At 37.0% G+C, this 23,423-nt stretch carries 10 protein-coding genes; all 10 read right to left on the bottom strand.

Annotation, left to right across the window (positions count from 1 at the left end; genetic code table 11):
- Positions 1–144: 144 nt before the first annotated feature.
- The 10 genes from GJU43_RS17095 to GJU43_RS17050 all read right to left on the bottom strand — a co-directional run bounded on the left by GJU43_RS17095 (position 145) and on the right by GJU43_RS17050 (position 23,240).
- Positions 145–2,565, bottom strand: a complete 2,421-nt coding sequence (locus GJU43_RS17095) for a sugar-binding domain-containing protein (RefSeq protein ID WP_154342225.1) — start codon at positions 2,563–2,565, stop codon at positions 145–147.
- 123 nt (positions 2,566–2,688) lie between these two features.
- Complete coding sequence (locus GJU43_RS17090; protein WP_154342223.1) at positions 2,689–4,275, bottom strand: glycoside hydrolase; 1,587 nt, start codon at positions 4,273–4,275, stop codon at positions 2,689–2,691.
- Positions 4,276–4,604: 329 nt separating this feature from the next.
- Positions 4,605–6,242 (bottom strand): glycoside hydrolase, encoded by a 1,638-nt coding sequence (locus GJU43_RS17085; RefSeq protein ID WP_154342221.1) that lies wholly within the window; start codon positions 6,240–6,242, stop codon positions 4,605–4,607.
- Position 6,243: 1 nt separating this feature from the next.
- Positions 6,244–7,845 (bottom strand): RagB/SusD family nutrient uptake outer membrane protein, encoded by a 1,602-nt coding sequence (locus tag GJU43_RS17080; protein WP_154342219.1) that lies wholly within the window; start codon positions 7,843–7,845, stop codon positions 6,244–6,246.
- Between the two features lie 10 nt (positions 7,846–7,855).
- Positions 7,856–10,888 carry a TonB-dependent receptor gene (locus tag GJU43_RS17075; RefSeq protein WP_154342217.1) on the bottom strand — a complete coding sequence of 1,011 codons (3,033 nt, stop codon included), beginning with the start codon at positions 10,886–10,888 and terminating at the stop codon, positions 7,856–7,858.
- Positions 10,889–10,935: 47 nt separating this feature from the next.
- Positions 10,936–12,333: a hypothetical protein gene (locus GJU43_RS17070; RefSeq protein ID WP_154342215.1), complete on the bottom strand. Its 1,398-nt coding sequence runs from the start codon at positions 12,331–12,333 to the stop codon at positions 10,936–10,938.
- Positions 12,334–13,009: 676 nt separating this feature from the next.
- The gene (locus tag GJU43_RS17065; RefSeq protein ID WP_154342214.1) at positions 13,010–17,062 is read right to left on the bottom strand and encodes a two-component regulator propeller domain-containing protein; all 4,053 of its coding nucleotides are present in this window, start codon (positions 17,060–17,062) and stop codon (positions 13,010–13,012) included.
- Between the two features lie 219 nt (positions 17,063–17,281).
- Positions 17,282–19,753, bottom strand: a complete 2,472-nt coding sequence (locus GJU43_RS17060; RefSeq protein WP_154342212.1) for a glycoside hydrolase N-terminal domain-containing protein — start codon at positions 19,751–19,753, stop codon at positions 17,282–17,284.
- 47 nt (positions 19,754–19,800) lie between these two features.
- Entirely contained in the window at positions 19,801–21,780 is a 1,980-nt protein-coding gene (locus GJU43_RS17055) for an alpha-L-arabinofuranosidase C-terminal domain-containing protein (RefSeq protein WP_154342210.1), read from the bottom strand.
- A 20-nt stretch (positions 21,781–21,800) separates the two neighbouring features.
- Positions 21,801–23,240, bottom strand: coding sequence for a glycoside hydrolase family 28 protein (locus GJU43_RS17050; protein WP_154342208.1), 1,440 nt, complete (start codon positions 23,238–23,240; stop codon positions 21,801–21,803).
- Between the last annotated feature and the right edge of the window lie 183 nt (positions 23,241–23,423).

The following is a 23,423-nucleotide window of genomic DNA, read 5'->3' as shown; positions in this document are numbered from 1 at the left end:
AATTTAAATAAATGTAAATACAACACTTTAAATATACTGTTTTTTTATTACAAACAATTAACCCGCCGGCAAAACCAAAAATGCTGACAGGTTAATTGACAATTTAAAAAACTACTAATTTTTTTTTATAAGCTCTGGAAAAACTTATTTTGTATTAATGGTAACCTCAGCCGGTTTTAACCACTGACTTGTAAAAGTAACTTTGATCGGTTGTGCTTCTCCGGTTGCCTGAATGTAGGCCGCAATATGCCCGTGAAATGCTCGCTGAACATTATCTGTATAATCGGTCATGTCGCTGTTATTTCCGGCCTCGAGTCCTAATAAAATTCCGGGTCCGTTAATTGTACAAGTCACTTCATTGTCTGAAAGCATCACTGGCAAACCATTTTGATCCTTGATCTGAACCATTATTTTGGCAACTCCTTTCTCTTTACTAATCGTGATATTGGTATCGGTAATTGTTAATTCAAAAGGCTGCTGTGTAGCATTAATAGCATATCTGCTCACTTCTTTGTCGTCACTGCTTAAACCAATTGCTTCTAATTTTCCAGAAGTAAAAGGTATATCCCAATAAATAATTCCCGTTTTTTCGTCGTATTGTTTTACTTGACCAACTATTTTTCCGTTTAATTCCAAACGTGCTTTCTGAGCATTTGTATAACACACCACACGAATATTTTCTCCTTCTTTGTAATTCCAAATGGCCCAGGCATCTTTAGAAACATCTTTGTCATTTTTCAACGGATAAGTTCCTATGTAAACCATTGGTTTATCTGACCATAATGACTGACGGAAATACCCTCTTGGCTTTATAACCCCTGCAAAATCAACTAATCCTGAGTAAAATCCTCTTGAAGGCCATCTTCCGGATTCTCCTAAATAATCAATTCCTGTCCATAAAAATTGTCCGAAAATATGTTTGTTATTTTTTACAGCCAGCCAGGGTTCCATATCATGAACATTTTCACTTCCAAAAATTACCCGGTTTGGATATTTTTCATGATCTGACTGGTATTTACTTTCGGTATAATTGTATCCTGTAATATCCAAAGCGCCGGGATATTCTGTTTCGTTAGACATTGCAACACCTGCTAATCCGGCCGTTACGGGACGGGATTTATCGTATTTTTTTACTGCTCCCACCAAACGTTTTGCAATTACGCCAAGACGCATGGCATCCGGTGCCTCCTTTTTATAACCTCCGTAAGCTGCTTGTCCGAAACCGTCTTTTCCTTTATCCAAAACCGGATGTGAATAAGGATCATTAGGATAATCTACTTCATTACCAATGCTCCATGCAAAAACTGAAAGGTGATTTCTGTCACGACGAACGAAGTCTTCAAGATCTTTTTCTCCATAATCAGCGAAAATATCAAACGTTCCTTCAAATCCCGGAGTTCCGTAATTCCAGCCTTCTAACCATTTACGTTTTGGAAATTCCCATTCGTCATAGGCTTCATTTAAAACCAATAATCCTAATTCATCACAAAGCTCATAAAAAACCGGGGCTTGCGGATTATGACTTGTACGTATGGCATTTACGCCAATTTCTTTCAGTGTTTTGAGTCTTGTTTCCCAAACTTCTCTTGGAACAGCCGAACCTAAAACTCCGGCATCGTGATGCAAACAGACTCCTTTCATTTTCATCCATTTCCCGTTTAATGCAAAACCATTATTTGGGTCAAATGTGAATGTTCTGAAACCTGTTTTGGTTACTGTTTCATCGATTGGTTTTCCGTCTTTTAAAACAGTGGTTTTAAGCTGATACAAATTTGGATTTTCCAAATCCCATAATTTAGGATTTTTTACGTTTATTTTAGCCGAGATTTTTCCGCTTTTATTTGAGGCTAATTCCATCTTACCGGAAGCTTTTGCTACAGATTTTCCGTCGTTTGCAATCAATTCATTTACTATTGTAAGGGTTGATTTTGCCGCTGAACCATTTTCAACCTCAACTTCAACATTTAAAGTGCCATTTCCATTTTTTACTTCCGGATAAGCGTAAACTCCCCATTGTGCAATATGAACCGGATTTGCATACACTAACCAGACATTTCTATAAATTCCCGAACCTGTGTACCATCTTGAATCGGCACTCTGGCTATGATCGACACGAACTGAAATCGTATTTTCTGCTCCGTATTTTATAAAAGGAGTTGCATCGTAAGCAAAAGAAATATATCCGTTTGGGCGTTTTCCTAAAGAATGTCCGTTGATAAAAACTTCACTTCTGTTGTAAACACCTTCAAAATACAAATAAACTTTCTCCCCTGTTTTATTTTGAGGAATATTGATTGATTTTCGATACCAGCCTATTCCGCCTGGCAAATAACCGGTGCAACTCGCTAAAGTCGGACTTAATTGTCCTTTTACACTCCAATCGTGAGGAACATTTACTGATTGCCATTTGGTATCATCGTACGTTGTTTTTTGAGCGTCAGGACTGTCCTGAAGACTGAATTTCCAGTTGTCATTGATTTTTTTTGAATCTCCAAATGATATCTGACTGAATGCAGACAAACACGAGAAGAGAAATACGGGTAATAAGATCTTTTTTGTAAACATTTCTTTAAGGTTCTAAGCTTTTGTTATTTTTTTGTTGTTATTTTTTTGTTTCAGGTTTCAGGTTTTTAGTCGCAGTTTTCAGTTTTCAGTTTTCAAACTGTGACTGAAAACTGCGACTGAATACTAAAACTCTAACTCCCCCACAAACGTTACAATTGATTTCGCAGGGATTTCCAGGTTGTCCATTTTCTGAATGTCAGCTCTTTTTAAATTAGACGTATCCGAGGTAATATAAGGAGTAAGTTCATTCCTTTTTACAGTTCCTCTTGATAAGTCAAACTTATATTTCTGACCCGATTTCCCACAGTTTACAGCGACAACAATCAGTTTTTTATTTTCAACATCTTTATAAGCGGTCAGCATCACATCGTTTGCTGCATCCAATTCGTTTTGGTTCGGAACATCCACTCTAAGCATTCCCGGGCGTACAAACAAAGAGTAGTTTCCTAATGCCCAAAGCAATTTCGAATCATGAAATTCGCCGTCATTTCTCACATAATCCGGGGCTGTTCCTCCAGTACTTTTCCCGTCATCGAGATAAATCAGACCATCTTTATAATCAACACGGGTAATAGCGGTCCACCATTGCCAGGAAGCGGCATTTGCAACAGCAATATCATTATGAATTAAACGCGCCACAAATAAAGCAGTCTGCATTCCTAAATCCCGTCCTCCGCCTGAACCTCCCGGAATTTCAGCTTCACCCGGATTTTCTAAAATGCAATACTCCGATTGCCAGTATTTTAATCCCGGGGTTTGCCTGATATTTGCCGCTATTAATTTTCGGCTTAAAACCTGTCGTTCCATTGGCCAGGTTGTAAAATAACTATGCCCTGAAATGACATTTTTTACATTGGGGAATTTTGAAATATTAGTTTTTGTTTTTCCGAAGAAATACTCCATCTGATTGTCGCGATTTTCTGCATTTACATTTCCATATAAATAATCAATTTGCGCAGCCTCGGCAATCACAATTTCCGTACTCATTTTTTTAGCACTGAGTTTTTCAGAAAGTGATTTTGTTACATCATAAATTTCCTGATTGGTTGCCGGTGTTCCTTCCTGACTGTTTGTATCACCTTCTTTTGGCATCCACTCCCACTGCGGCTCGTTTATCGGACTTACGTAATTGAATTTTATTCCCTCTTTTTTCTCCAAACCCTGAATACTTTGAACTAAGAAATCGGCAAATTTTGGAATTGCTCCATTTTTTAGATTCAGTTTATTCTTTTGAGAGGCAAAAGACAATCCGTTATTGGTCATATAAACTGGCGGACTGTTTGTGAAAATCAGAAATTTTTCCACCCCGCGTTTTTTAGCGGCCTGCAAAAACCATCTTTGGCCTTCCTGTTTCGAAAAATCGTAAGTTCCGTCAGCTTGCAGAAAAGATTCACTTCTTCTCCATTCGTCTGAAATTTTACTTTTTTCGCCTTGTTCTGCACTTCCTGCACCAAGATTAAACCTCCAGATCGAAAGCCCGATTCCTTTTGGATTTCCCTGTGCATCAATTTCTTTACTAAAAAGTAAATCGGCAATAGCATTCCTTTTTTGTTCCGGCCAGTTCTTTCCGACAAACTGGCATCTCCAGGCATCAGAAGCTCCGAAACCATCTATGGTTTGTACAACATTATCCGTGCTAATGGTAACGGCCCGCTGTCCGAAAGACAGCGAGCTCATAACCAGTAAAAATGATAGATATACTATTCTCATTATTTTATTATTCTTTTGTATTTAAATAATCATTCCGCAATCTTGTCATTTCGACAGAGGAGAAATCACACCAGGAACTCTACGAAAGAATTCGTTAATCATTGTCGAATACTGGATGTGATTTCTCCCTTTGGTCGAAATGACAAACTTTGTCGAGCTACTTGTTTCCTTCGACTTCGCTCAGGATGACAATATTATGGTTATTACTGCGGTTACAACCTTTGTCAAAGTTTAAAATTCTGACAAAGGTCTTTACGGTTAATCACAATGACTTTTTAGGCATATAACAAAAACCTTAGTCCCTTAGTAACTTAGCCCCTTAGAACCTCTTACTTATAAGTTCCTACATATGTCACAATTGACTTCGCCGGAATTTCAAAATTAGTGGCGTCAACTGCTGCCCCTTTTTTCAGACTCAACGTTTCAGAAGTCGTATAAGGCGTAAATTTATTGTCTGCCAAAGTTCCTCCTCTAAGATTCAATTTGTATGTTTTTGCCGATTTGCTGATATTCACCGCTACCACAACCAGTTTTTTAGTTCCCGCGTCTTTGTATGCCGTTACCATTACATCATTTACGGAAGCGGCATTATCTACAGTCGGAATCTGAACTCTTACCATTCCAGGTTTTACGAAGAATGAGAAGTTTCCTAAAGCCCAAAGTATTTTGGCATCTCTAATATAACCATCATTTTTGCAATAATCAGCATTTCCTGCTCCTTTGCTGGAACCATCATCAACATGAATTAATCCGTCTTTATAATCGCCGCGACTAATCGCTGTCCACCATTGCCAGGAAGTAACACCTCCCACTGCAATATCTGTACTAATAATACGAGCGGTCCAAAGTGCGGTCTGAATTCCTAAATCTCTTCCCGGGCCACCACCACCCGGAAGTTCAGCTGTTCCCGGACTTTCTAAAACACAGTATTCAGTTGACCAAAGACTTAATCCCGCCACTGACTGTGTTCTTACGGCAGCAGCCTGTCTTGAATTAACCAACTCCGTTAAAGGCCAGGCCTGCCAGTAGCTATGACCTGAAATTGTTTTTTTTACGTTACTTAATCCTGCAATATTTTTAGCTGAATTCACACCAAAGAAATAATCAATCTGGTTCGATCTGCTTTCTTTACCCGAAACGGTTTTATAAAGTGATTCGTAAGCTCCTGCTTCACCAACTACAATTTTAGCGTCTAATCCTTTTGATTGTAATTTTGGTGAAAGGATATTTACGAAACTATAGATATTAGCATTTGTAGCCGGAGAGCCTTCTTGTCCTGAACCATCCCACTCGTATTGCGGTTCGTTAAACGGGCTTACATAATCAATTGTTAAACCTTGTTCTGTTTTTAATTTATCTAAAGATGTTGCCCAGAAATCAGCTAAATCCGGCATTTTACCTTCTTTCAAATTATAAAATTCTTTGATGGTTGCGTGTGCTTTTCCGTTTTGAGTTAAATAAACCGGAGCACTATTTGTGAACGCTAATAGCTTGTCAACACCACGTTCTCTGGCGGCTTTCATGAACCAGACCTGACCGGCTTGTTTGTTCATATTATAGGTTACGCCATCTGTCGTGAAACATTCTGTACGTCTCCACTCGTCGCTAATATCACTAGCATCGCCTTGTTCTGTACTTCCTGTTCCAAGGTTAAAACGCCATAATGATAATCCAATTCCTTTTGGATTTCCGTCAGCATCTAATTCTCTGCTAAAAAGCAAATCAGCTATTTTATTTTTTTTATCCGAAGGCCAATTTTTACCTATAAAATTACATTGCCAGGCATCAGAAGCTCCGAAACTTTCCATCGTTTGAAGGTTTGCATCGAGATTGATACTCAATTCGGAGATAGTAGATTCAGCATTTGAATTTTGGTTGTTTTCAGAATCGCAACTCACTAAAATAGAGTTTGCGAAAAGCAAGCCTGCGCATAGCAGACTTACTTTATTGTTGTTGATAAACTTCATATTAGTAACCAGGATTTTGTGTAATTAAACCTCCGCTTAAATCAATTTCCAGCTGTGGTATTGGCCACAATAGGTTTTTAGCCGGATTAAAATTGATTCCTTTGTCTTGTGATTCTCTTAAGTTTGTAGTTTCATACGGATCTGCAGAATTCAGATTGTACTTAACAAAAGTTCCGTTTGGTCCCATTAAACCTTCAATAACCGGTCTTCCTGTTGATGGATCTTTTTCACGACGAATGTCATATAAACGTAATCCTTCGAAAGCCAATTCAAGACGTCGTTCTTTATAGATTTGTTTTAAAAGTGTTGGTCCTGCCAACCCTGTTTTTGGATCTAATTTTACACGCGCTCTGATAATATTGATATCTGCCAAAGCATCTCCGCCTGTATGGTAATTCGCTTCTGCTCTTGTCAAATACATTTCGGCCAGACGAATCAACGGAATATTCAATGGTAAATGCCCGTCTTTTTTATCTAATGCACGGCGCGTAGCTATCGGAATATAATATTTACGGCAAATACGTCCGGATTTATTATCGTTTAAACTGAACTTATGTGTCGGGTTTAAAACCTCATCTCCATACGCTGCTTCTCCCCATTTGGTGATCGTACTTCTGCGACGGATTACATCATTTTCAGAAAGATAAGCGTTCTCTAAATCACTCGTTGGCATACACCATCCCCAACCATCAAGAACATCCTGAGCATCATTACTGGGAAAGTTTTTCTTATCCTCGCCTCTTGCACCTGATAATGTTGGCAACATCGAACCTAAACTTTTGTCCTGAACTGATGATGATTGTGCTTCAAGAATGGATTCTACTCCGTTATGATTGTTTACATTCCAGATGTTTAAGAAATCACTTTCCAGAGCATAAGGTCCTTCTGAAATCACTTTGTTTGAATATTGTTTTGCTTCTGCCCATTTTTCCTGAAATAAAGATACACGAGCCAATAAAGCGTACGCTGCCCATTTGTTTACTCTTCCTTGTCTGTTTACCGGAATGTTTTCTAATTTTGAGGCAGATTCTTTAAGATCGGCTTCAATTTGTGCATAAACAGCAGCAGCAGAACTGCGTTGTAATTTTAAATCGGCAGTACCCAGAGATTTTGTATATAACGGAACTCCTCCAAAAAGATTCACTAATTCGTAGTAACAATAAGCACGAACGAATAATGATTCTCCCATATATTGATTTCTTTGAGTTTCTGAAATTGGTGATGCGGCCATTTTCTCCAAACCAATATTAGCCGATTGAATCGTGTAATAATGAGCGGTATAAATACTGTTCATATCCCCCATATTATCAGGCGTAATAATGTATTGCGAACACGGTCTGTGCGCACTGTTATCCTGACCGGTGTTACCCATCCAGGCATCATCTGTAGCCATTTCGTTGGTAACTCTTGGCGCTAGTAGTGCATACCAATCATTAGGAATCAACAATCTTCGTGTTAATTCATTAACGTAATTCTCACATTCTTGTGCAGTTTGAAAGTAGTTCTCTAAGGTTTGAGTCCCTCTTTCTTCTTTTTCTATAAAATCACTGCATGAAACTGCCAGTAATGAAAAAGTTACTATTGCTATTATTATTTTTTTCATGTCGTTTTTATTAAAATGCTACATTAAGACCCATCAAAATTGTTGGCTGAACCGGATAATTCCATCCTCCAAAACCTGATCCTTTAACTCCATCATCCTGCTTAGGATCTCCACCTGCAACTTCAGGATCAACTCCGGTGTATTTTGTCCAGGTCCATAAATTTTGACCTGACAATGAGATTCTCAATTTGTCTAAACCAAATTTATTGTAGAATGAAAATCCAAGCTGAAGGTTTTTCATGCGCACATAAGAACCGTCTTCTACATAAAAAGAAGAGAATTTAGTGTAGTTTTCGTTGTTATCGTCTTTAGACAAACGCGGAACATAATTTGAGGTTCCTTCGCCATGCCAGGCCATTTGCTCTAATCCATTAACTTTATTGGTTAAACTTGCACCGTTGTATAAGTCTGAAATGTTCTGATTGACAATATCGTTTCCTATACTTGAATAGAAATTTGCTACCAAATCAAATTGTTTGTAGGCAAAATTTAAATTCAAACCAACATTATAATCTGCCCATGGAGAACCAATTTTAGTTCTGTCTTTATCGTCCAGTTTTCCGTCGCCGTTTACATCTTTAAAACGAATATCTCCTAATTGTGCATACGGCTGTAATTTGGTTCCGTGTTCGTCTGTGTGCGCATTTAGTTCCGTTTGATTCTGGAATAAACCATCGGCTACATATCCATAAAAATATCCCGGTTCTTCACCTTGCACGGTTAATGTTCTGTTTCCTGCTCCGTATAATCTTTCTCCGTTTGCAGATAATGACAACATTTTTACATTTACGGTGGTGAAAGTCACGTCAACTCCATACGTGAAATCTCCTTTTTTGTCTTTGTAAGAAACCAATAAATCAATTCCGCTGGATTGCATTGATCCGACATTTGTCCAGATTGTTGAATAATTTGGAAAACCACTGTAGGTTGGAAATTGTTTCTTAAACAACATATCTTCTGTTTTCTTCTGATAATATTCTAATGATCCGGATAGTTTGTTTTTCCATAATCCAAAATCAAGTCCGAAACTGATATCTTCAACCGTTTCCCATTTAATGTCTTTATTCGCCATTGATGACGGAAAAGAAGTATCTGTAACCACCGATCCGATAGGATAAAAACCTTGCCCTATGTTTGATTGATAAACGGCTGTTGGCAAGCCTTGATTACCTACTTTACCCCAACCTGCCCTAAGTCTTAAATCGCTTAAAACATCTTTTGCAGACGACATAAATCCTTCATTTAAAATTCTCCAGGAAACGGAAGCCGAAGGAAAATTTGCCCATTTGTTATTGGTCATAAATTTTGAAGAACCATCACGTCTAAATGTTCCTGTAAAGTAATATTTACTGTCGTAGTTATAAGAAAAACGCGAAATATAAGACATCAGAGAACTTGACCAGCTGTTACCGCCACTATTACGATTTTTGGTTGCTGCATTCAACTCTCTCATTTCATCACTGTTGTTAGGAACGCCTTCTCCATATCCCCAAAGATCCTTGCCATTGTACTCTTCCATAGTATTACCTACCATTAAAGACACATTGTGTTTGTCTGCAATTGTTTTAGAATAGGTAATTGTATTTTGCCATGTCCAGTCTACATTTGTTGTATTCCATCTTTCGATCGTATTAATCTCTGCTTTTTCATGTGCTGCATCGATAATGAAATCGGGGTTAAATCGGCTTCTTACCTTATCTCCGACTTCTATAGAAGCTTGTGTCCGAAACACTAATCCTTTGATTGGCGTGTATTGCAGGTATCCATTTGTGTTTAAATTGTACTGATCTGTATAATCGTCATAACGTTTTACAGCTGCAACGGGATTCCAAATGTATGATGGAGAACGTGCATAAATACTGTATTCGTTTTCTAATCCTGTCAATTGATCTGCGGGTTTGTAGATTGGCGTAATGGGATCGATTTTATCAAAATCTGCCCAGTTTCCAGGCCCTCCGTAAGTTTCATAACGCGGGTTTAAAGTAACTCCTGCTGAGAATTTATCCGAGAATTTAAAATCATTATTGATTCTCATCGTAATTCTTTCCCATCCTCCAACTTCGTAAATAGATTCTGAGTTATAATAGTTTAAACTAATAGAATAAGTATGTTTGTCTGAACCTCCGCTAACTCCAAGAGAAGCATTGGTTACGGGAGAAGCCTTTCTAATTCCGGCATCCCACCAATCTGTAGTTTTTCCTCTGTATTGAGACGGATTAGGCAAATAATCAGCATAACCTGAATTGTTATACGCTTTATTCATAATCGAAGCATAACTCTCGGCATTTGCCATATTGTAGGGATTATTCATCAATTGCATACCGGAACTCGTATCAAAACTGAATCTGGTTTTTCCAACTTTACCTTTTTTAGTTGTAATCAGAATAACTCCATTAGAAGCACGGGAACCATAAATGGCACTTGCCGATGCATCTTTTAAAACCTCCATCGATTCAATCTCATTATTACTCAGGAAATTGATACTTGTTCCCATCGGAATACCATCAACCACATAAAGTGGGTCTGTACTCAGGTTTACGGTCGAAATACCTCGAATTAAAACCCTGGGTTGTGCTCCGGGACCACCCTGCCCCGTAATCTGAACACCGGCCACTTTACCTTGTAATGATTCTGCTACATTACCAACGGTCATGGTTTGAAGCTCTTTTCCTTTTATGGAAGAAATCGAACTTGTTACATCGCTCTTTTTAACAGCCGCATAACCAACCACTACAATTTCATCTAAAGCCTGGCTGGATTCTTCCAGAACCACCTCTAAAACTGTTTTATCTCCAACCGGTATAACTTTAGTGGTAAAACCAACAAATGAGAATTCGATCTGAGCATTTTTATTAGGAACTGAGATGGAGAACTTTCCGTCAAAATCTGTTGCAGCAGCTGTCCCTGTTCCCTTCACAATTAGGTTAACTCCTGGAATTGGTATCGCACCCTTATCCTTAACAGTCCCTTTTATTGTTATTTGCCCAAATGTTGCTACACTGCACAACATGGCAATAAATAACCCTATAAATCTATATTTCATAGTAAGATTTTTTTTTAATTAAATGTTATAACTAAACGTATAACAGCTTATTTTTTCGTGATAAAGACTCTTTCTAACTCGGTATCAAGTACAACTTTGTAAACCCCCGGAGCTGCAGGATATTTTGCATTTCCATTTTCTCCCGGCGACATTGTAGCAATACCATTTTTGATTAATCTCCAGGACGGACTCCACCACTGACCTGTAAAAGTCGCTTCCAAAGTTCCTGTCAAAGTATATTCGCCAAGTAATTGGTACGGGTTATCTGGGTTATTTGCCAAATGCAGTCCGGTTTGAACCCAGGCAGTCCAGGTATCCCAGTCGGCACCCTGAATCCCTCCGCCGCAAACACTCACGAAAGGTCTTCTTTGCGCTTCTACATCGTGCCATAATCCGTTGGCAACATCTGCCCAGACTTTGCTCGAAGGTGCATATTTAGTAACCGTATAAACTAAGGTATTTGGATTTACTTTTATGATGTAATACCCTTTTGAAGGTAAAACAATTGGAGCGGATGCAACATCATCTGTTAAGTTTCCTGACTCATTCAGACCAAAACAATGTGGGGCAAAATCAGATTCCTGTCCTAAGAAATAAATTTCTTTATTGTCTTTATCGGCATAATATTTAAATTCGAAGTCTTGTCCGTTTTTCTCATGGAAATACATTGGAACGCCCACAGCATCCGTTGTAAGATTAGTACCTTTTGGCTGGTCACATAAATAAATCGCCGGATACTCATTTGTAGCCACAATATTTATATTTAAAGTTCCCGTATTAGGAATTGCGAATTTATCTTTTGCCGTAATGGTTAAAACATAATTGGCAGCAGTTACCGGTAAGGTATAGGTTTTATTAAAAGTATACGACTGAGGGCTGTTGGATAACTGAACCATCTCATCGATACCCAATTCAGCACATTTTACCTGAACATAATCGATACCTGAATCATCGTTAACAACAAAATTTACAGGCATTTCTTTACTAGTAGATAACAGAATAACGGCGCCTTCTTTAGGTGAAATCATGCTAATGGCAGGAGCTGCAAATTCTCCGTCTAAACGTAAATTAATAGCTTCATCAATTGAATTTCCTGAAACGTCTGTTATTGTCAATTTGATTTTAAAAACTTCAGAAGTTCCTCTATTGGCCGGAATTTCGAAAAAATAACTCAAATCATACGATTTCAGTAATGGATTTGTAGCAAACGTGATTACTTTATCAAGGGATAATTCAGGAATTTGAATTTGTACACTCTTTAATCCCAGATCATCTGCCAAAGTGGCTTTAATTTCAAATTTTCTGGTTGGTGCCCCATAAATTTCTTTTGTAGCAACAACAACCGTTGGGTCGTCTGAACTGGGAAATCCAGCTTCATTATTTTGACATCCTGTAAAAAGGACAGCAAAAAGGGCAAGAAAAAATAAAAATACATTTTTTTTCATTTCTTTAATTTTAAGGTTGGTTAGTTAGTTTTTATTCTAAAAGCGATAGTTTGTAATGAATTCTATTGTTCCTTTTTAGGAGCAATGTCGATAGCGATTGTTTTTTGTGGGAAAAAAATCAGGGCTAGTAAAAATTGATTTTTCGGTTTTTATCATAATTATTCAGGTTTGGTTAAATGTTAGTCTTTTTTATATTTTCCTGTTTACACTTCTCTATCTTATTTTTTGTGTTTCGGTCCCGAATCTGTTTTTGATTTGTAAACCCGCAGTTTTTAAGCTGCGGGTGTAGTCAATAATACACAAAACCAACTTTTACATCTTTTATCTTAAAGAAAGCTCAATTCTTTAAGCAGACGAAAACTTAACAAAAAGCAAAAACTTAATTTTACACAGTAATGCAACTTAACCATTACTATAAGTGCAAAGAAATGTTTAATTCAAACTTTTAAGGAGGGGTAAAATGGAAAAAAAAGGAGGTCAAAACAGCAATTAACTATTATTTTAGATTAAAATTAGTGAGTACGAAAAAATAGTCGCTTATTTTTACATAATACGCAATTATTAATTTAAGCTCTGTTTTTAAACTAAAACGTTTGAGATTTATAAAAAGAAGTCTTTTTTCTGATCTGAAAAATAAAAAAGACCTCACAAAACGACACAATTGGTACACTAAAATTTAGTTGATGATATTCAAATCGGAGTTAAAAGAGCTCTTATATTTTTTAATATATTCTGATGGCGTCATTCCAAAAAGTTTTACAAATTGCTGCCTGAAATATTTCGGATCTTCAAAACCTACCTGAGCACTTGCCTGCGCAATATTGATATCTTCTGTTAGCATCAGCATTGCTGCCCGCCTGATTCGGACCGAGCGAATAAAAGCATTTAAAGTTTGCCCTGAGATGATTTTAATTTTAGTGTATAACGTTCTATGGCTCATTCCCATTTCTAAAGCAAAGTTTTTAATTGTAAAATCTCTTTTATGGATATTGGATTCCACGATATCAATGCATTTTTTTAAGATTTCCTGATATTCCACCGGAACTTTGAGCGTGTTTTCTTTAAGGGTTATACTGTCCAGAAAATATTTACGTAAATTACTGCGATTCTTTAATAAAGACTCTACCCGGGCCACAAGTATATCATCGTCAAATGGTTTTACGATATAATCATCGGCTCCGTCACTTATTCCCTGAAGATGGGTTTCAGGATTTTTTGATGCCGTCAATAGTATTACCGGAATATGAGACAATTCATTATTTTCTTTAATTTTTCTGCACAACTCAAGACCGTCCATTTCTTCCATAGTAATATCGCTGATTACTAAATCCGGCAGGTGTTTTTTGGTTAGTTTTAAACCTTCTTCCCCATTTTCAGCACTATAAACGATATAGGTTTCAGAAAATAATTTAATCAGATATCCTCTTATTTCGGCATTATCGTCAATAATTAAAACGGTTCGTTTGTCTGTCAGCATCATTTTCTGAAAATCATTTTCTGAAACACTGTTAGAAGACGAATTGTTTTCATCCATTTCATCCACTAAAAGTTCATCAAATAATTGGCTTCTTTGCGGCACAACATTTGTAATTTCAATGTTTTCAAAATGACTGTTTCCTTTTAAGAATGTCAGTTTAAATTTGCTTCCTTTCCCAATTTCGCTGGTACAGCTTAAAGTTCCTTTGTGTTTATCTACAAAATATTTCACAATATAAAGTCCAATTCCGAAACCCGTTCCAACAGCTGCTTTTGAATTTATTTGCCTGAATTTTTCGAATATAACAGCAATATCTTTTTTCTCGATTCCGTCACCGTTATCAGAAATTTCGAGTTCAACTTCATGCTCATTTTCAGCAAGTTTAAGATTGATTTCTCCTCCAATTGGTGTATACTTAAAAGCATTCGACATTAGATTGAATAAGGAAATTTCAATTTTCTCATAATCGCCTATGATTTCAATATCATCATCCGGAATAGTAAAATTGTAATTGATATTTTTCTCTTTTGCCTGATTTACAAAACACTGATATACTTCATTGCAAAGGCTATTTACATTGATAGCAGACAATCTGAGCGAATCAGCATCATTTTCGGCTTTACGAAAAAGCAACAGCTGATCAACCAGACTCAAAAGCCTTCGGGCATTTCGGTGTGCAATCGCCAAATCACTTCCGGAAGAACCATTTTGAACGCTTTCTTTTTGAACTGCTTTTTTTAGCGGATTTATAATTAGCGAAAGGGGCGTACGAAATTCGTGCGAGATATAGGTAAACATTGACGATTGTTTCTCTGCTACTTCCTTTTCTTTTTTCCTTTCTAATTCTGCAATCTTTACTTTATATTTCAGTTCTTCTTTGTTTTTATTGTACGCTATGTAAGCAAAAACAACTCCGATGCCTGCCAATAAATATAATGTGTAAGCCCACCAGGTTCTGTACCAGGGTGGTAAAACAAAGACTGTAATCAGGCTTTCTTCTTTATTCCAGCCTCCTTTAAAATTGGTTGTTTTTACCTTAAACGTGTATTTCCCTTCGGGTAATCTCGAATAATTTGCTTTTCGGGACTGACCTACAAAATTCCATTGCTCGTCCCAGCCCTCTAAATAGTAAGCGTAATTTATTTTGTCGGCATTATTATAATCTAATGCGACAAATTCGAGCGATAAAGTCGTTTGATCGTATGGCAGACTTACTTCTTTGATTTTTCCCGAATCCCATTTTGAAACTAAATCCGTTTTACTTTCTTCAATCGGCTGATTGTTGACATAAAAATCACTCAGCAATAAATTATTTTCCTGATTAAAACTTTTAATTGCTTCCGGAAAAAAGATATTAAATCCATTTATTCCTCCAAACAGAAATTCTCCTGTTGACAATTTTAAACCGGCATTAAAACTGAACTGATTGCTTTGAAGTCCGTCATTTACGGAGAAATTCCTAAATGTTTTTCTTTTCTTATCAAATCTGCAAACACCATTATAAGTGCTCATCCATAAGTTTCCTTCTTTATCTTCAAGCAATCTTAAAATCGTATTTGAAGGTAAGCCATCGTCGGTAGTAAATCTTTTAAACGTTTTTGTTTTCCGGTCAAATAATAACAATCCTCCTTCTTGTGTGCCCAGCCAAAGATTTTTATCCTTATCTTCATGAATACATCTTACAGGATTTCCAATTGTAATTTTATTGATTTTTTTCGTCCTTTTTTCAATAGAAAATAACGACGTATAATTTCCTCCCCAAAGTTTTCCGTCGCTTGTTTCAGTAATACATTGCAAATTATTGATTGAGGAATCAAAAAGAGTAAAGCTGTTTTTTTTTCTGTCAAAAATGTAAAAAGAGCCTTCGTTGGTGGCACTTGCCCAGATATTTGCCTGAGAGTCTTTGTAAACGAACCAAATATTTTTTTCGGTTTGTTTCGTAAACGGATTGTAGCAGGAATATTGCGTAACTGTATTCGTTTCGGGATTAATCCGGTTTACGCCGCCCGCCCATGTAGACAGCCAAATATCATTGTTATTGTCTCTTATAATACTGGTAATAAAACTGCTCGAAAGTTTATTGGCATAATTTATATACGTATTGTTTTTTCGATTCCAGTATTTTAAACCGGCACCATCTGTTCCTACCCACAAATTATTTTTTTCGTCTTCGCAAAATGACAAAATAAAGTTTTCTGCAGGATCATTTCGTTTTGCATTATATCGAATACTTTTAAAATATTTAGGTGCATTGCTCAGCATACTTATACCACCGCGCAAAGTTCCGATCCATTTGTTTCCTGCTTTATCTTCGAATAAACTCCAGACCGAATTGCTTTTTACCAGCTGATTGTTTGTAACAGCATTGTAAGAAGTCACTTTTTTATTTGTTCCAATGACTTTATAAATACCACAGCCATCTGTAGTGATCCACATTTCCTTTTTCTTATCAATAAGAATATCGGTCACGCTGCATTTATTGGAAAAATAATTATCTGAAAGTAAACGTGATTGTGTATTAAAGTGATAAAGTCCTTCATCAGTCCCTAACCAAAGATTTCCATCTTCTGTAATTTTCATTTTTTTGACTTCCATCGAAAGCGGAAATACTGCTTCTAATTTTTTTGACTTGTAAGTATAAGTACAAATTCCAACATTACGTACATACACCCAACAGCCTGTTTTTTTTTGGTTTTCCTGAATGGCGGTTGCATCGTAATTATTGACGCTTACATTGTTTGATATTGCTTTTAGCGGAATATGAGTTCCGACAAATGATCCGTTTTCAAAAGCAATTAATCCGAGACTTTGAGAAGCAACCAGAACCAGTTTATTAGATACCGTGCCTATTTGATGTATAATATCTTTTAACACCTGCGGTTTTTTACCAGCGAAAGTATATTCTACAGAATGAAATGCAGCGGCGGTTTTGTCATAAATGCAAACTCCATTTGCTCCTCCTAACCAAATATTTTTTTGAGAGTCGCCTTCGATATTATAAATCGTATTGAACTGTAATGACTTTTTATCATTAATCCTATTCCGGAATACTTTAAAATTATAACCGTCATAGCGGTTTAATCCATCATAAGTTCCAAACCACATAAAGCCTTCCTTATCCTGATATATTGTGGTAACCGAATTGTTAGATAAGCCATCGGATATATCAAGGAATTTAACCGGATCATCTTGTGAATATCCGGAAGCAGGAATACACAGCAGTACGATAAGATATAGGCAGAAATGCTTCAAAATAACTTTTTTTATATTCTTGTAGAAAGTACAATTATAAGGTAATTTTATAAAATTTTAGAAAAATAAGGGTCAAAAGATACATTTTCATTTTCCATCATAAATACCCGAACTTCCCTATCTTTAAGAAAAATGTCCTGCTCAAAAAACAATTAAAACAACGATTTTTTATATCATACAGCCCATCCGGCTATTCTCTGCCTGCTTTCAATTTACAATCTATTTCAATGGTGTTAGGGTATAAGTCATCCCTTTTTGGGTTTCGAATACAGCAGTATAGCCTATAGAAGATTTCTCACTTTTAATATTTAGCTTTTTAATTATAAATGGTGATAAAGCCCTGACGGAACATTTGCCCCCCATATTCGAGCGTATTTTTGCCTGGCTCATTTTGCCATAATTCCATTTTATACCCACGGTAAAATTGCCTTTTGCCGAAATACCTTTTATTTCACCGTCTGTCCAGGAATCGGGAAGAGCCGGAAGCAAATGAATTTCATTATTCTGGCTTTGCATTAACATTTCTATTACACCAGCGGTTCCTGCAAAATTCCCATCTATTTGAAAAGGCGGATGCGCATCAAAGAGATTGGGATAACATCCTCCATGTCTGCTGTACTCCGGATCATTATCTTTTGTAAGTCTTAATTGATTTTTGAATAATCTGTAAGCATGATTCCCGTCTAAAAGTCTCGCCCACATATTGACTTTCCAGGCAAGACTCCATCCTGTACCATCGTCTCCCCTAAGTTCTAATGTTTTCTTTGCGGCTTCAGCCAGTTCCGGTGTTTTCAGGGGTGATATTAAATTGGCAGGATGTAAAGCATATAAATGGGAAGTATGCCTGTGATGCGGGTCTTCATCTTCAAAATCTTTATACCATTCCTGAAGCTGTCCTTTGCTGCCAATTTGAAAAGGAAGTAATTTGTCTGCCGCCTGGCTTACTGTTTGTCTGAATTCTAAATCGGTATTGAGCACTTTAGAGGCTTCTATTGTATTTTCAAATAAATCTTTTATGATTCCAATATCCATCGTCGAAGCAGTGGTGACAACACCTCCTTTTTTTCCATCATAAAAATATTTGTTTTCCGGTGATGTCGAAGGCATAGTTACCAGATAACCGTTCTTGTCTCTTTGAAGCCAGTCTAAACTAAATTCTGCTGCTCCTTTTATGATTGGATATACTTTTTTCAGATATGCTGTATCTCCTGTATATTGGTAATGCTCCCATAAATGTCTGCTCAGCCAGTTGGCTCCCATATACCAGTTGGCCCACATAGGGTCTCCTTTTCCAAAATCGCCTACAGGATTTGTTGTTGCCCATATATCTGAATTATGATGCAATACCCAGCCCTTAGCATGGTAAAAACTTTTGGCCGTTTCGGCTCCTGTTACGGAAACATTTTTAATGAATTCGTCAAGCGGAAAAAACAATTCAGATAAACTTCCTGATTCAACAGGCCAGTAATTCATCTGTAAATTAATATTTGTCGTGTAATTGCTGCTCCAGGGTGCGCGAAGTTTATTGTTCCATATACCCTGCAAGTTAGCTGGCGTATTGTGTGTACGCGAAGACGAAATTAATAAATAGCGTCCATATTGAAAGAACAAAGCCTCCAGCCCGGCATCTTTTTCTCCTTTTGCATATTGTTCTAATCTTGTATCTGTGGGCAGATTAGATTTATTGGTTTCTTTTTCGTTGAGTTTTAATGAAACCCTGTTAAAGAACTGCTGAAAATCTGCAATGTGCTCTTTTAATAAACTATCGTACTTTTGGACAGCCGCTTTTTTAAGAGGACTTTCAGCGAATTGATGTTCGTCTTTTCCCTGACTGTCCGGACATTTATCAAATCCGTTAAAACTGGTTGCCGCTGAAACGAAAAGTAAAATTTCAGATGCTTTTTTAATAATTATTTTATCTCCGTCATAACTGATCTCACCGTCTTTGATCACTGGTTTAATAATTAATTCAAAACGCATTCCCCTACAGCCTGTTACGTCATCATACACAATCGGTTCTTTATTGTAACCTATATAATTAGGGTCGGCATGTGAAGGTGCTTTTCCTTTTAAAACCAGTGATTGATTTTGTATTGATTTTTCATTTCTTAAAAGACTTGCGGCATCAATTACCACAGAAAGTTTTTTTATCTGATCTGCCGAAAGTTTAATGACAATACACTGTGCAGGTGCCGACGCAAATATTTCTCTTTGGTACTTCACGCCGCCAATAGTAAAAGTGGTCACCGCCAATCCGGTTTGTATGTCCAGGCTTCTTTTGTACAGACCGGGTTTCTTTCCATCAAAATCCTGTGTCAGGATCAGATCTCCCAACGGCATAAAACTTTCGCTGTAGGCGCCCTGCATATTCTTGGTCAAATCATAGGCTTTTTCGAAATTTTCATTCGTTAGCGCTTCCCTAATCAAAGCAAGATTTTTAAAAGCATCCGGATTTACATTTTTCTGCACGGGTCCGCCGCTCCACAAAGTAGCTTCATTCAATTGAATTAATTCAGCATCCACTCTTCCAAAAACCATTGCGCCAAGTGTACCGTTTCCTACAGGTAAAGCTTCTGTCCATTCAACAGCCGGCTGGTTGTATTGCAATTTTAAATCCTGTTGGGAATAGGAAGAAAATCCTGCTGTCATCAGCAGTAAAAAAAGACTTTTTTTAAGAGAATTGTACCCCATACATTTTTAATTTAATTTGAAAATAAACTTTTAAACCTATTGAATCCTTAAATCATTTTCATTTTTAAGACGGTTACCGAATAAGCCGGAAGACTTAATTGCTGTTTGCCTTTTGTTATTTTGTATTCCTTTTGTTTTGGAGTTATTTTTTCAGGGTCCGCAAAAGTATTTTCATCCTGAGTACCCGGACTTGCCAATGTTATAATCGTTCCTTTTGACCCTAACTTTGTTCCTTTTAAATCAATACTGGCCTCTTGCGCAGTTGCTGCGGTATTTACTAGTTTTATAATTATTTCTTTGCTGTTTGCGTCTTTTACTGCCGATGCATATAAATCGTTTTGTCCCGTTAAAGGTTTTCCATCTTTGGTAATGCTTAACAAATCTGTTCCTTTATTGGTTGAAAATAATTGCTGCACATAATAATTGGCGGAACCATAGGATTCTAAATTATTGAACCAAATCATGTCGGGAGTCCATTGCCAGGCATCTTCATGAGCCATCAAAGGTGCGTAAGAAGTTAAATGTACTACTTCTGCATTTCGTTCCAGTCCAGTCATAAAAGCAGCTTCTGAGAATGCGCATTCCCAATTGTTTCTGTTGTTCGGATTGGCTCCTGACACACTTTGTGCCGCATATTCTCCTGCAAATATTTTAGGGCCTTTTCTGTCATAATGATCATAACGTCCGGCGTTTTCCCTAAACCATTTTGGACTTTGATAATAATGTTCATCGACAAGTTCTGCATTTAGTTTTTTAAGTTCCTGCATCGCAAAATCAAAATGCTCGCCATCCGGAGAAGGCCCGCTTCCTGAAACAATAATGATATTCGGATATTTTGCTTTTATTGCTTTCTCAAAAACTTTATATCTGTCAATGTAATCCGGTCCCCATTGCTCGTTTCCAACACCTATATATTTTAGATTAAAGGATTTTGGATGTCCCATATCTGACCGGATTTTTCCCCAGCTTGTAGTGACAGCGCCATTTGCAAATTCAATCAGATCTAAAGCATCCTGCACATACGGATCAAGTTCGTTTAATGGCGTCAGTTCTCCTGTATTGTACTGACAGGCCATTCCGCAGCTCAGAATCGGAAGTGGTTCTGCCCCAATATCTTCTGAAAGCTGGAAATATTCAAAAAAGCCCAATCCAAAACTTTGAAAATAATCGGGCGTTAGTTTGTGATTGAATTCTACATTCCAACGGTTCATCATGGTTTTTCTTTCCTCTACATTACCAACTGATTTTTTCCATTGATAACGGTCTGATAAGGTTCTTCCTTCAACAATACAGCCGCCCGGAAAACGCAAAAAACCAGGTTTCATATCGTATAAAAGCTGCACCAGATCTTTACGAAGTCCGTTTTTTCTGTTCTTCCACGTATCTTCAGGAAAAAGTGAAATCATATCTAAATCTATAGTGCCTGTTCCTTCAAAAGTGATTCTAAGCTTTGCTTTTGCTTCGGTTTGGGTGGCTGTAATTTGTGCCGAATAAGTACTCCATTGCTCTGATTTTGGAACAATGCCAGTTTCTCCAATCACTTTTTGATCTTTATCAATAAGCTGAATTATAATCTTTTTAATAGCTGAATTATGATTGGCTGCTTTTAAAGAAAGATTGTATTTTGCATCCCTTTTCACGCCCATTCCCCTGAAACCTTCATTTACTAAAACAAAACCTTTATCATTATTGATTTCTACCCTGCAAAAATTAGTATTACTTGCCGATAAATTGATTGGCGTTGCACTACCTGATTCTTTGTTTAAAGAAGATCTTTTTGTATTGGGCTGATCCCATCCCATTAAAGGTTTATCAAATTCAAAAGATCTGTTTTTAATCATTTCAGCATATAATCCGCCATCTGCCGCAAAATTGATGTCTTCAAAAAACAAACCGAACATAGTAGGCTGGATTTTGGTAATAGTCTTTGTGGCATCAACTTCTAAGGTTGTCTTTTGAGCATTCACACAAAAACTGCCTAGCAGCAGACTGCAAATACTAAATTTGGTAAGGATATTATTTTTCATAGTTTTTGAAATGGAACTGATTATTTTTTTACTGCCTCTAATTTAGCAGGAAAAGCTGATTGTCCGTCTAAATTTGTTATAATTAATTCATCTACATTTTTACTTTCGACTGCATATTTAAAATAGTCGGGTTTATTTTTTCCCCATTGTACGGTACAATTCTGCACTTTAATACGTTCTGCGGAATCAAAATAAAACCCCGAAGTACTTCCTTTTACAAAACCTTCGACATTAGAAGGTCGTCTGTCATATACTCCACCCGGAAAAGAGGTGATTTTATCAATAAAAACACTCACATTATCAAAAACAATATTACTGATTTTATCTTTTGATTCTCCGCTTACAAACACGCCATTTTCTCCTGTGCACTGAATATTGGAAAAATAGATGTTTTTTATTTCGCCTACTTTTCCTTCTGTTGCTCCTTTTGGAAAACGCCAGTTGGCATCTTTATGATTTCCTTTGGCTCTTCTGAAAGCCGTTACATAAATTGGTTCTGCCTTTCCCCACCAGGTATCTGTCGTCAATTTACTTTCAATAATGATATTAGAAAAAATAACATCACTTACTGTTCCTTCATCTCTATTTTGAATTCCCAAAGCGCGATTGCTGTTTTTAATGATACAATTATTGAAAACCACTTGTCTGATTGCATCCATATTTTCGGAACCAATTTTAATTGCGCAGCTGCTGCTGGTCATCGTACAATTGGTCACTGTAATATTTTCGCAGGCACCAAATTCTTCAAACTCTCTTCTGTTTTTTAAACAGATACAATCGTCACCACTTTCGATATAACAATCGCTTATTCTCACATTTTTGGAATGATCCAAATCGATACCGTCACTGTTACGGACTTTTAGACTGTTCAATAAAGTAATGCCGCTTATGACGACATCGTTACAGCCAATCAAATGAATGGTCCAATAGGCCGAATTTCCGATATGAACATCTTTGATTCTTATATTTTTGCCTCCTGTAATTGTCAATACGTGCGGTCGTGGATCGAGCACGCTAAAAGGTTTTAAAACATAGGAATCTTCCAGTTCTTCCCCCATAAATGAAATTCCGTTTCCATCTATTTTTCCGCTTCCGCTAATGGTAAAATCCACTACATTTTCTCCTCCAATCCAAATTGTCCCTTCACCCGGATTGGTTCTGAAAGCGCTTTTTGTATATAGCTTTTCATCGGGACTTGCCAATAATTTAGCACCGGCTTCAATATGCAGCTCTACTTTTGATTTTACCTCAATTGGTCCGGCCAAAAAGGTAAACGGCGCCGGAATTAAAACTCTTCCGCCAGTTTTACTGCAGGCATCAATTGCTTTTTGAATGGCTGCCGCATCATTGGTTTTGCCATCTCCTTTGGCTCCGTATTTTTTAATGTCGTAAACATTCTGTGCCGAAACGGTCAGGGAAAGACAAAAAATCAGGATCGCGATTATAGATTTCTTTTTCATTACTTTTAATTATTTTAATCTCGCCAAAACTTTGATTGAGATGAATATCTAAGTTTCCACGGTTGAAACCGCGGGTTGTCTTATATTATGAAAATTTATTTTACAGTTTCCCATGGTTGAAACCGCGGGCTATCTTATATTGTGAAAATTTATTTTACAGTTTCCTACGGTTGAAACCGAGGG

This window comes from Flavobacterium sp. LC2016-23 (genome assembly GCF_009674775.1).
Taxonomy (GTDB): Bacteria; Bacteroidota; Bacteroidia; order Flavobacteriales; family Flavobacteriaceae; genus Flavobacterium.
The sequence above is the reverse complement of the archived record's forward strand: the minus strand, read 5'-3'. Positions and strand labels throughout refer to the sequence as shown.

What these genes read in the sequence shown, in the direction of transcription:
- GJU43_RS17095 (WP_154342225.1), bottom strand. Translation starts at nt 2,565, where the DNA reads ATGTTTACAAAAAAGATCTTATTACCCGTATTTCTCTTCTCGTGTTTG.
- GJU43_RS17055 (WP_154342210.1), bottom strand. Translation starts at nt 21,780, where the DNA reads ATGAAAAATAATATCCTTACCAAATTTAGTATTTGCAGTCTGCTGCTA.
- GJU43_RS17080 (WP_154342219.1), bottom strand. Translation starts at nt 7,845, where the DNA reads ATGAAAAAAATAATAATAGCAATAGTAACTTTTTCATTACTGGCAGTT.
- GJU43_RS17085 (WP_154342221.1), bottom strand. Translation starts at nt 6,242, where the DNA reads ATGAAGTTTATCAACAACAATAAAGTAAGTCTGCTATGCGCAGGCTTG.
- GJU43_RS17050 (WP_154342208.1), bottom strand. Translation starts at nt 23,240, where the DNA reads ATGAAAAAGAAATCTATAATCGCGATCCTGATTTTTTGTCTTTCCCTG.
- GJU43_RS17060 (WP_154342212.1), bottom strand. Translation starts at nt 19,753, where the DNA reads ATGGGGTACAATTCTCTTAAAAAAAGTCTTTTTTTACTGCTGATGACA.
- GJU43_RS17075 (WP_154342217.1), bottom strand. Translation starts at nt 10,888, where the DNA reads ATGAAATATAGATTTATAGGGTTATTTATTGCCATGTTGTGCAGTGTA.
- GJU43_RS17090 (WP_154342223.1), bottom strand. Translation starts at nt 4,275, where the DNA reads ATGAGAATAGTATATCTATCATTTTTACTGGTTATGAGCTCGCTGTCT.
- GJU43_RS17070 (WP_154342215.1), bottom strand. Translation starts at nt 12,333, where the DNA reads ATGAAAAAAAATGTATTTTTATTTTTTCTTGCCCTTTTTGCTGTCCTT.